This window comes from Alkalibaculum sporogenes, from assembly GCF_009362815.1.
In the GTDB taxonomy this organism is placed as follows: Bacteria; Bacillota; Clostridia; order Eubacteriales; family Alkalibacteraceae; genus Alkalibaculum_A; species Alkalibaculum_A sporogenes.
Map to the genome: position 1 here is coordinate 1 of NZ_WHNX01000054.1, position 10345 is coordinate 10345.

Here is a 10345-nt window from a genome sequence, read left to right on the forward strand (position 1 = left end):
TTCATATTTTAAAGATGTTTTCTTGAATTTTTACATATCTAATGAGCCTGATAGAAAGTTATTTTTTTATTCTAGGACACAAAATTATTTACAGTCTCAATCTTTTTTATTGGCAAAACATTTAATATTAAGTGAGGATTCTTAACTTCTCTATACGATTTTTATCGACAACTTCGATAATAAACTTTATACCGTCAAATTCGATTTTTTCTCCTCCATTAGGAAGATAACCAAAAAGTCCAATTACAAAACCACCAATAGAATCAAAGTCTTCTGATTCTATGTTAATGCCAAGCATTTCATTTACTACATCAATACGAGCAATACCATCTACTAGGAATTCATCTTCTTTAATAATCTCAATCTCTTTTTCAAAATCATCATATTCATCGTGAATATCTCCAACAATTTCTTCAACTAAATCTTCTATAGTTACAATCCCAGCAGTACCACCATATTCGTCGATTACAATGGCTACAGGTATCCTTTTAATCCTCATTTCTGAAAAAAGTATCAAAGTACTTTTAAATTCATAAGTAAAGAAAGGCTCTCGCATAAGTTGCCTTATGTGAAAATCAGCTTTATCCTTATTGTATACCAGTAAATCTTTTATATAAAAAACACCAATAATATTATCATAAGTCTCTTCAAAAATTGGGATTCTAGAGAATTGCTGTGCTCTAAATAGTTCAATCAGCTCGTCGTATGTTGCATTTACATCTGCAGCAACTACGTCAGTTCTCGGAGTCATTACATCCTTTGCTTGTGAATCCCCAAATTCAAATACATTGTAAATCATTTGTTTTTCTTCGCCTTCAAGAACACCCTCTTCATGACTAACGGTAACTAGGGTTTTTAGCTCATCCTCTGTAAAAAACGGTTGTTTTATTTCTGCCTTTCCACCTAAAAGTTTGATTATACTTTTAGTAAAAAACATTATTACGATTGTTATAGGATTTAGTAATTTCATTATTAAGCTAATAGGCTTAGCCACTTTTAATGATATCACTTCAGAATTTTGAGCTGCTAGAGATTTAGGTGTGATCTCTGCAAATATCAATACTAGTATTGTCATAACGCCTGTAGCGATGCCAACTCCAGAGCTCCCAAATTTACTAACAGCTAACGAAGTTGCTATTGCAGAGGCTCCTATATTGACAATATTATTTCCAACTAAAATTGCTCCAAGCAATTTGCTAGAATTATTAATGAGATTATTAATTAAAATTGCACCTTTTATTTTTTCATCCATCATATGTCTAATTCTAATTTTACTTAAAGTCATCAATGCAGTTTCTGATGCAGAAAAAAAACTAGATAGTAGTATTAGTGCTATTAATAGAATAATCTGCCAAGAATCACCTGGTTCCAAAAAAACATCACTCTCCCAAATATTTGTAATCTATTATACCACAAATAACTGAAAATAAATATTATGTCTATAAATTATCTAGTGTGAATTGCAATAAGTGATAAATTGAATATAATTCATATTTATTATTCCATTTTAAACATAATCCTTTATTTTTATATTATGCAATTAACTGTAACTAAGATAGCGTATTGATGATTATTGTGATAATAAAATTAGTTAGCAGCACTTTTGCCTCAATAAAAAAAGCTTTTAGGCTTGCCTAAAAGCTTCAAAATATAGATTTCAGCATAATTAATAAGTACATGATTATTACGTTTTACAATAGTTTAATAATGTCAGCTTCAATTTCCTCTGGTGGGATCCAAGAATCATATCTCTTTATTACATCCCCGTCTTTAGAAACTAAAAATTTAGTGAAATTCCACTTTATTGAGTCATCTTCTAAAAACTCTGGATACTCTTGTTTTGTTAAGTTATAAAATTTATTTTCAAGTTCATTATTCAAATCAAAACCCTTAAATGGCTGTTCTTTAATTAAAAAATTAAACAAAGGATGGGCATCTGCCCCTCTAACATCTACTTTTTCAAATAGAGGGAAGGAAACACCAAAGTTTAATTGGCAAAAATTCTGTATTTCTGTATTACTTAGTGGATCTTGACCTCTAAATTGGTTGCTTGGAAAGCCCAGTACCACAAATTGATCCATGTGTTTTTCATATAATTTTTGTAAGCCCTCAAATTGTACGGTAAAACCGCACTTGCTAGCTGTATTTACAATTAGGACAACCTTACCTTTGAATTGGTCTAGAGAAATTTTTTCTCCATCAATTAACTTTGCATTAAAATCGAATATGTTCATTTCATTCATCCTCTCAATTAGTATATAAATATATATTACCCAAATTTATCGAATGAAAACAACTCTGCATTATGTAACATAATTTCATAGTTGTACATATGTTCAAAATAGTGTATAATACTCAAATAAGAACAATCAATAGGAGGTTATATGATGAGATTTTATTTAGACACTGCAAATCTTGCTGAAATTAAAAAAGCTATAGAACTTGGAGTAGTAGAGGGAGTGACTACTAACCCTAGCCTCGTTGCTAAAGAAGGCTTAAATATGAATGAAGCTATAAATGTTATTACTAATATTGTTAAAGTTCCAATGTTTGTAGAGGTGACTGCCTTAGAATCTGAGGGAATGATTACAGAAGGCGAGGCCTTTGCAAGTATTAATAAAGATTTAGTAATTAAACTTCCTTGTACGTGGGAAGGAATTAAAGCCTGTAAGATACTTAGTGATAAAAATATAAAAGTTGCAATTACACTAATTTTTTCTGCAAACCAAGCGCTAATAGCTGCAAGAGCAGGTGCTTCCTATGTTGCACCTTTTGTGGGAAGATTAAATGATATTAGTCAAGATGGTGTAGCTACACTAATAAAAGATATTAAAGAGATTATTGACATGCATAAGTTAAAAGTTGAAATAGTAGCTGCTAGTGTTAGAACACCTATAGATGTACTAAACTGTGCAAAGGCTGGTGTAGATATTGCTACAGTCCCTTATAACACTTTAGTAAGCCTACTAAAACATCCTTTAACTGACTCAGGCTTAGAAAAATTTATGAGTGATTGGGCAACAATAGAGAATATTGACTAAGTAATAAATAGTTGATATTGTAGTAAATATTTTGAGTTACAGTTGCAGCTTTTTTATATTAATGTTATCATGTAATAAAACAGCCCTGTGAATAAAGTGAAGGCCGTAGATAAATCTTAAAAATTTAAGATTTGTTTGCGGTCTATTGTTTTAGCCTTTAGTAGCAAGATAATATGTAAGATTATGTTGTTGTTATTAATATAGGTTAGTTAATACCAGGGTTTAACCAAAGAATAAAAAGTTAGGTATATGTTAAGATGTTATAAAGAAGAGAAAGAGGAGGAAGTATTATGAAAATAGCTATTGGTTGTGATGAAGCAGGAGTAGAGTTGAAAAATATATTAAGAGAACATGTAAAAGAAAAGGGTCATGAGGTGGAGGACTTTGGATTGGAGTCTGGAGAAAGTGTATTATATCCACTGATTGCTGAAAAGGTAGCTGAATCAATTATTGAAGGTAAAAATGAGAGAGGTATTATTATCTGCGGTACGGGAATTGGTATGGCAATTACTGCAAACAAACTACCAGGAATTAGAGCTACAGTTGCACATGATGTATTTTCTGCACAAAGATCTATAATGAGTAACAATTGCCAAATTATTACTATGGGTCAACGTGTAATTGGGAGTGAAAGCGCGAAGACTATAATAGACGCATGGTTAGAATCTCATTTTGTAGATGGAAATTCTACACCTAAAATTCAAAAGATGATGGAGATTGAGGATAAGTATAGAACTGTCAAATAGATATTATACTCTAGATCTAATGTTTACACGGTATTTATATATTTTAACAATAAAAGTATTAACATTATGATAATCGTATTTTTAGAAATATAAGGAGGAGAAGATATATGGCAGTAGTGACTATAATTGGTGCAGGTGCTATGGGGAGTGCTTTAGCAATACCCCTAATTGACAATGGATGTACAGTAAAATTATGGGGAACTAATTTAGACCAAGACATTATCAAAGATTTAATAGAAGGAAAAGAACATCCTAAGCATAAACACAAATTACCATCAGAAATAGAGTTTTATTATGCAGATGAATTAGAAAAAGCAATGTTTGGATCTACACACGTAATATTAGCTATTACATCAGATGCATTAGGACATGTGTTTGAGAAAGTAGTTCCATATTTAAATAATGATATGATAATAGCTACGGTATCAAAAGGTTTTGATACTAATAAGCTAGGAGAAATAGTAATATTACCTGAAATTTTAAAGGAAAAATTAACAGAACAATTATCTAATATACCTATTGTAGTGGTTGGAGGACCATGCAAAGCTAATGAAGTAATATATCGATCACCAAGTAATGTAGTATATGCGTGTGAAGATTTGAATGCTGCTAAAAATTTTAAAGAGCTAATAAGTACCGATGTATATAATGTGAAAGTTGATACAGATGTAATAGGCACAGAAGTATCTGTAGCAATGAAAAATGCATATGCAGTAGCATTAGGTTTTGCAGAAGGTTTTAAACAAAGAGAGGGATATACTCATAATAATACTAAATCTGCTTTATTTACAGTAGCCTTAGAAGAAATGATTTTATTATCTGAAGCTTTAGGAGGTAAAATCAAGTCTGTTATTGGACTTCCAGGTGCAGGGGATTTAGAAGTTACAGGAGAAGCAGGTAGAAATAGATTGTTAGGAGAAGTTATAGGAGGTGGAATGACTAGCTTTGATGCTTTGGCAAAAATGAAGGATGAAGATATCACAGTAGAAGGTTATAGCGCTGTAAATTTTGGATATAGATTGTCTATTAACTTAATAGAAAAAGGTTTATTAACAAAAGAACTTCCATTACTTAGTGCTTTATATAAAATACTATATAATAATGAATCTTGTTATGCCTCAATTAAGAAAGTACTAAATGAATATAACTAGTAAGAAAGTATATAAAATATAATAGATTGTTTAAAAAATCAGACTTCTGAGAATATAAGACTTAGGAGTCTGTTTTTTTATATGATAGTAAAGTTAGACTAGCTTGTGTAGGACCAAATTTTACTATTATACTTGAATAATGCGTCGCAGGCGTTATACTTGCCAAATATTTATGTCTAAAGATAAGATCTGCTATTTTGTAAAAAGAAATTTAAACTTTAGAGTATAGTTTAAAACAACATACAATCGTCATAAAAATGCATACTATATATATAGAATTCTATTGATATATTATTTGAAGAGTGTTATCATAATTATAGACATTTTCTCATTATATGAGCATTTTCTCAATAGGAGGTGATATTTTGAAAAATGATATAAAGAGACAATTAATTAAAATCGCGAGATACTATTATGATGATGGTTTGACACAAGAAGAAATAGCAAAAAGAATGTCTCTTTCTAGGCAAAAGATAGGAAGACTTATTCAAAAGCTTATCCCAGAGGGTATTGTAAAAATCAGTATTGATGATTCATTAGATACATATTTAGATATAGAACAAGCCCTTGAAAAAAAATATAATTTAAAGGAAGTAGTAGTAGTTTCTACGCAAGAAAGTAATCAATTGACTTTAGATTCTATAGGTAGAGCTGGTGCACAATATCTAGATAGAGTTTTAAAACCAAATAACACTATTGGTATCGCGTGGGGAAGAACCCTTACTTATGTATCCCAGCACATTGTCAAAGAACGTACAAACTTAAATGTATCTATTGTACAATTAGCCGGAGGGGTATTTCCATATGGACACTTTTTTAACGGCGAATTATCCAGGCAATCAGGCGAAATAACTCGTGATATTTCCCTAAAGTTAGGGGCAAAACCATATTTGATGAATAATCCTCTCATTGTTGATAATGCAGAATCTAAAAAAATTTTACTTCAAGAGTCTTCAGTAAGTAATATTTTAAAAAAAGCTGGATCCTGTGACCTAGCTATGGTTAGTATTGCTAGTTTAGGAAAATCTGTATCCCCTTTTATTGAAGGTGCTTTAGGTGAAGAAGAATTGAAATATCTAATTGATAGAAAAGCAGTGGGCAATTTTTTATTTCACTACTTTGATATAGAAGGAAATATAATTGACGCACCTTTCTATGAACGCTTAATTTGTCCGGATATAGAAGTTTTGAAAAAGATACCTATGAAAGTATGTATTTCAGGTACTAGAGAAAAAATAAGTGCTATTTATGGTGGGATAAATGGTGGTTTTGTAGACGTACTTATTACAGATAGCGGTACTGCAACGGCATTACTACAAAAATAAAACAAGTATTTTAAGGAGGAAAAAAATGGCTTTAACAAAAGAAACACTATTAGAGATGTATTTTAGAATGAATGAAGCGAGATTTTTCGAAGAAAAGGTAGCATGGTTTTTTGCAAGAGGGATGGTTCACGGAACAACTCATTTATCAATTGGACAAGAAGCTTCAGGTGTCGCCTCATGTATGGCTTTAAAAAAATGTGATTTGGTTTCTGCAACTCATAGAGGACACTCACAAGTAATAGGTTTTGGACTAGATTTAAATAGGATCACAGCTGAACTACTTGGTAAGGAGACAGGATACTGTAAAGGTAAAGGCGGTTCAATGCACATCGCAGACATAGATTCAGGTAATTTAGGAGCAAATGGTATTGTAGGTGGTGGTTATGCTATATCTGTAGGTGCAGCACTTTCACAACAATATCTTAAGACGGGGAGAGTTGTTCTTTGTTTTGCAGGTGATGGATCTACAAATGAAGGAAGCTTCCACGAATCATTAAATTTAGCATCTATTTGGAAGTTGCCAGTGATATTCTATATCGAAAACAATCTATATGGTATGTCTACTTCAATTGATAAACATATGAATATTAAAGACATAGCAGATAGAGCAAAGTCTTATGGGATACCAGGAATTGTAATAGATGGAAATGATGCAATCGAAGTATATGAAACCATAGAAAAAGCCGCTGAACATACAAGAAGTGGAAAAGGACCAATATTAATTGAAAGTAAAACATATAGATGGTCAGGTCATTCTAAAAGTGATGCTCAGGCATATAGGACGAAAGAAGAAGTAGAAGAGTGGAAAGCTAAAGATCCTATTAAGAGACTACGAAAATACATGATAGAAAATGAAATAGCTAGTGAAGAAGAATTGAATAAAGTTGAAGAAAATGCAGCAACAGCGCTTGAAGAAGCAGTAGAGTTTGCGATTAACTCACCAGAACCAAAAGTTGAAACTGTAACAGATGATGTTTACGCATAAAAGGAGGTAACTTAATAATGGAAATGAAAGAAATGACGTATAAAGATGCAATTAGATTAGGTATGAGTGAAGAAATGAGAAGAGACAAAAATGTTATATTCTTCGGTGAAGATATTGGTTTATATGGAGGAGCGTTCGGGTTATCTGTAGGTATGTTAGATGAATTTGGGGAAGACAGAGTAAAGGATACGCCAATTTCTGAAGCTGTAATTGCAGGAGCGGCTGCAGGAGCAGCTGCTACAGGACTTAGACCTATTTGTGAAATGATGTTTATGGATTTTGTAACTATTGCTATGGACAATCTTGCTAACCAAGCAGCAAAAATGAGATATATGTTTGGCGGAAAAGCAAAAGTTCCTATGGTAATGAGACTTCCAGCAGGTTCTGGTACAGGTGCTGCTGCACAACATACTCAAAGTTTAGAAGCATGGTTATGTCATGTACCTGGACTTAAAGTAGTAACTCCATCTACACCTGCACAAGCTAAAGGACTTATTAAAGCTGCTATTAGAGATGATAATCCAGTATGTTTTATTGAACATAAGCTTTTGTATAAAGAAAAAGGGGATGTTCCAATAGATGAAGACTATATTGTGCCTTTAGGTGTTTCTGATATAAAAAAAGAGGGTACAGATGTAACAATAATCTCTTATGGAACTATACTGCAAAAAGTTATGATCGCGGCACAAGATGTGGAAAAAGAAGGAATAAGCGTCGAAGTAGTAGATCCTATTACTTTGTATCCGATGGATATAGAAACCATTATAAAATCTGTTAAGAAAACAGGTAGAGCGATTGTAGTTCATGAAGCTGCAAAAACTGGTGGACTAGGAGGAGAAATTGCTGCTTCTATTACCGAGAGTGAAGCTTTTGATTATCTTGATGCACCAGTTTTAAGACTTGCTGGTTTAGATGTGCCAATTCCTTACAATAGAAATTTGGAAGCGGCTGTAGTACCAGGAGTAGATGAAATTAAAAATGCTATCTATAAGGTAATGAATAGATAAGGAGTGTTAAAATGGCAACTGAAATTATTATGCCAAAAGCTGGCATGGATATGGAAGAAGGCACAGTCATAAAGTGGCTAAAAACAGTAGGAGATAGTGTAGAGGTAGGAGAACCTATTTTAGAAATACTTACTGATAAAGTTAATATGGAAGTAGAGGCAGAAGTAGCTGGGACAATCATTAGCGTTACTGCCCAAGAAGGAGATGTTCTTCCGGTATTTACTGTAATAGGATACATAGGTAATGCTGGCGAAGAAGTATCTACAACTGCAGAGACGATTAAAGAAGAAAAAGCTACTGATATAGTGAAGGATACTGTAATTGAAGAAGAATCTAAAGTAGATGTGCCTGTTAATCAAACAGGAAAGTTTAGAGCTACACCAGCCGCGAGAAAGCTTGCAAGAGATAGAGGAATTTTTATTGGCGATATACCTGGAAATGGCCCTCTTGGAAGAGTACAATTAGCAGATGTAGAAGAATTTAATGTTATAAAGGCAACTCCACTTGCTAAAAAGATATCTCAGGTTGAAAACATTGATTTATCTCAAGTGAAAGGTACTGGAATCGCTGGTAAAATAACAAAGGATGACATTAAAGTGCCAATTGATAAAGTATCATTGGTAGAAGAAAAGATTCAAGAGCAATCAAAAGTGATAAAAGAAAATATTATTCCAATGGTTGGTTTAAGAAAAATTATTGCCGAAAGAATGAAGGATAGTTTAAATAAAAGTGCGCCAGTTACTTTAAATATAGAAGTAGATATGACAAATGCTTCTCAGCTTAGAGAAAAGTTGAAAGATATTGTTTTAAAAGAAATTGATAAAAAATTATCTCTTACAGATTTAATTATTATGGCTACTTCAAAAGCTTTGATGAAATACCCTATTGTAAATGCTACTTTAGTTGAAGAAGGGATTTTAATCAATGATAATGTCAATATGGGTATCGCTGTTGGCCTAGATAATGGATTGTTAGTTCCTGTTATTAGAGGGACAGATAAGATGACATTAAAAGAAATTGTAACAAGTAGGTCTGATATAGTAAAAAGAACTCTGAATAACAAAGTTAAACCTGATGAATTAAATGGCAGTAGTTTTACTATTAGTAATTTGGGTATGTTTGATACATTAAGCTTTACATCTATTATTAATCAACCTAATAGTGCGATTTTGAGTGTTGGAACAACTAGTAAGAGAATGAGAGTAATTGGAGATGAACCTCAAGTTAGATCTGTGATGTTTATGAGTCTTACTCTTGACCATAGAGTTATGGACGGATTAGTTGGGGCACAGTTCTTACAATATCTAAAAGATGTTTTAGAGGATCCGACTTTATTATTGCTTTAAAGTTGTATAGGGTGATGTTGATAGCTTAATGGACAAAGAAAAAGATAAAGATAAAGATAAAGATAAATGCATGCATGGTGTAGGTTAGCGTATTTTTATAACAAACGCAAACACGCTCTCGCAGACTGTGTGATAGAACTCGAAGATAAACTAAATTTTTGAAACTCGCTACGCTCAAATAGTCAAAAATTCTTAACGTTTATCTTCTCCTTCTTTGAATTTAGCGAAGCTACCGTTTGCTAATGTTTTAAAAATACTGTATATATTGTTGTGCTTTGTTCTTTGTTATTTAAAGATAAAGACAAAGGCAAAGATAAAGACAAAGGCAAAGATAAAGACAAAGGCAAAGATAAAGACAAAGACAAAGACAAAGACAAAGACAAAGACAAAGACAAAGATAAAGGCAAAGATAAAGATAAAGATAAAGGCAAAGACAAAGACAAAGATAAAGGCAAAGACAAAGATAAAGGCAAAGACAAAGATAAAGGCAAAGACAAAGATAAAGATAAAGGCAAAGATAAAGATAAATACATGCATGGTGTAGGTTAGCGTATTTTTATAACAAACGCAAACACGCTCTCGCAGACTGTGTGATAGAACTCGAAGATAAACTAAATTTTTGAAACTCGCTACGCTCAAACAGTCAAAAATTCTTAACGTTTATCTTCTCCTTCTTTGAATTTAGCGAAGCTACCGTTTGCTAGTGTTTTAAAAATACTGTATATATTGTTGTGCTTTGTTCTT

The 10345-nt window shown here is 32.2% G+C and carries 10 protein-coding genes; 8 read left to right on the top strand and 2 right to left on the bottom strand.

All coding sequences use genetic code 11. The features are described from left to right. Positions 1-127: 127 nt before the first annotated feature. Together GC105_RS16025 and GC105_RS16030 are read right to left on the bottom strand one after the other, a co-directional pair. Complete coding sequence (locus GC105_RS16025) at positions 128-1372, bottom strand: HlyC/CorC family transporter (RefSeq protein ID WP_152806852.1); 1245 nt, start codon at positions 1370-1372, stop codon at positions 128-130. A gap of 319 nt (positions 1373-1691) precedes the next feature. After that, positions 1692-2234 (bottom strand): glutathione peroxidase, encoded by a 543-nt coding sequence (locus GC105_RS16030; RefSeq protein ID WP_152806854.1) that lies wholly within the window; start codon positions 2232-2234, stop codon positions 1692-1694. 153 nt (positions 2235-2387) lie between these two features. On the opposite strand from GC105_RS16030, the gene fsa reads away from it, so the two are divergent. From fsa to GC105_RS16070, 8 genes are all read left to right on the top strand, one after another. Next, on the top strand, positions 2388-3041 hold the full coding sequence (gene fsa / locus GC105_RS16035) for a fructose-6-phosphate aldolase (RefSeq protein ID WP_152806868.1): 654 nt from the start codon (positions 2388-2390) through the stop codon (positions 3039-3041). A 290-nt stretch (positions 3042-3331) separates the two neighbouring features. Next, the gene (gene rpiB, locus GC105_RS16040) at positions 3332-3787 is read left to right on the top strand and encodes a ribose 5-phosphate isomerase B (protein ID WP_152806856.1); all 456 of its coding nucleotides are present in this window, start codon (positions 3332-3334) and stop codon (positions 3785-3787) included. A gap of 107 nt (positions 3788-3894) precedes the next feature. Continuing rightward, positions 3895-4938, top strand: coding sequence for an NAD(P)H-dependent glycerol-3-phosphate dehydrogenase (locus GC105_RS16045; protein WP_152806858.1), 1044 nt, complete (start codon positions 3895-3897; stop codon positions 4936-4938). 365 nt (positions 4939-5303) lie between these two features. Next, complete coding sequence (locus GC105_RS16050; RefSeq protein ID WP_193708457.1) at positions 5304-6263, top strand: sugar-binding transcriptional regulator; 960 nt, start codon at positions 5304-5306, stop codon at positions 6261-6263. 25 nt (positions 6264-6288) lie between these two features. After that, a complete protein-coding gene (locus GC105_RS16055) occupies positions 6289-7248 on the top strand; it encodes a thiamine pyrophosphate-dependent dehydrogenase E1 component subunit alpha (RefSeq protein WP_152806862.1) in 960 nt (319 codons plus the stop codon). Positions 7249-7271: 23 nt separating this feature from the next. Continuing rightward, on the top strand, positions 7272-8255 hold the full coding sequence (locus GC105_RS16060; protein WP_425481544.1) for an alpha-ketoacid dehydrogenase subunit beta: 984 nt from the start codon (positions 7272-7274) through the stop codon (positions 8253-8255). A gap of 11 nt (positions 8256-8266) precedes the next feature. Then, positions 8267-9601, top strand: a complete 1335-nt coding sequence (locus GC105_RS16065) for a 2-oxo acid dehydrogenase subunit E2 (protein WP_152806866.1) — start codon at positions 8267-8269, stop codon at positions 9599-9601. 282 nt (positions 9602-9883) lie between these two features. Further along, the gene (locus tag GC105_RS16070) at positions 9884-10150 is read left to right on the top strand and encodes a hypothetical protein (RefSeq protein ID WP_193708458.1); all 267 of its coding nucleotides are present in this window, start codon (positions 9884-9886) and stop codon (positions 10148-10150) included. Positions 10151-10345 lie beyond the last annotated feature (195 nt).

What these genes read in the sequence shown, in the direction of transcription:
- fsa (WP_152806868.1), top strand. Translation starts at nt 2,388, where the DNA reads ATGAGATTTTATTTAGACACTGCAAATCTTGCTGAAATTAAAAAAGCT.
- GC105_RS16030 (WP_152806854.1), bottom strand. Translation starts at nt 2,234, where the DNA reads ATGAACATATTCGATTTTAATGCAAAGTTAATTGATGGAGAAAAAATT.
- rpiB (WP_152806856.1), top strand. Translation starts at nt 3,332, where the DNA reads ATGAAAATAGCTATTGGTTGTGATGAAGCAGGAGTAGAGTTGAAAAAT.
- GC105_RS16055 (WP_152806862.1), top strand. Translation starts at nt 6,289, where the DNA reads ATGGCTTTAACAAAAGAAACACTATTAGAGATGTATTTTAGAATGAAT.
- GC105_RS16045 (WP_152806858.1), top strand. Translation starts at nt 3,895, where the DNA reads ATGGCAGTAGTGACTATAATTGGTGCAGGTGCTATGGGGAGTGCTTTA.
- GC105_RS16060 (WP_425481544.1), top strand. Translation starts at nt 7,272, where the DNA reads ATGAAAGAAATGACGTATAAAGATGCAATTAGATTAGGTATGAGTGAA.
- GC105_RS16065 (WP_152806866.1), top strand. Translation starts at nt 8,267, where the DNA reads ATGGCAACTGAAATTATTATGCCAAAAGCTGGCATGGATATGGAAGAA.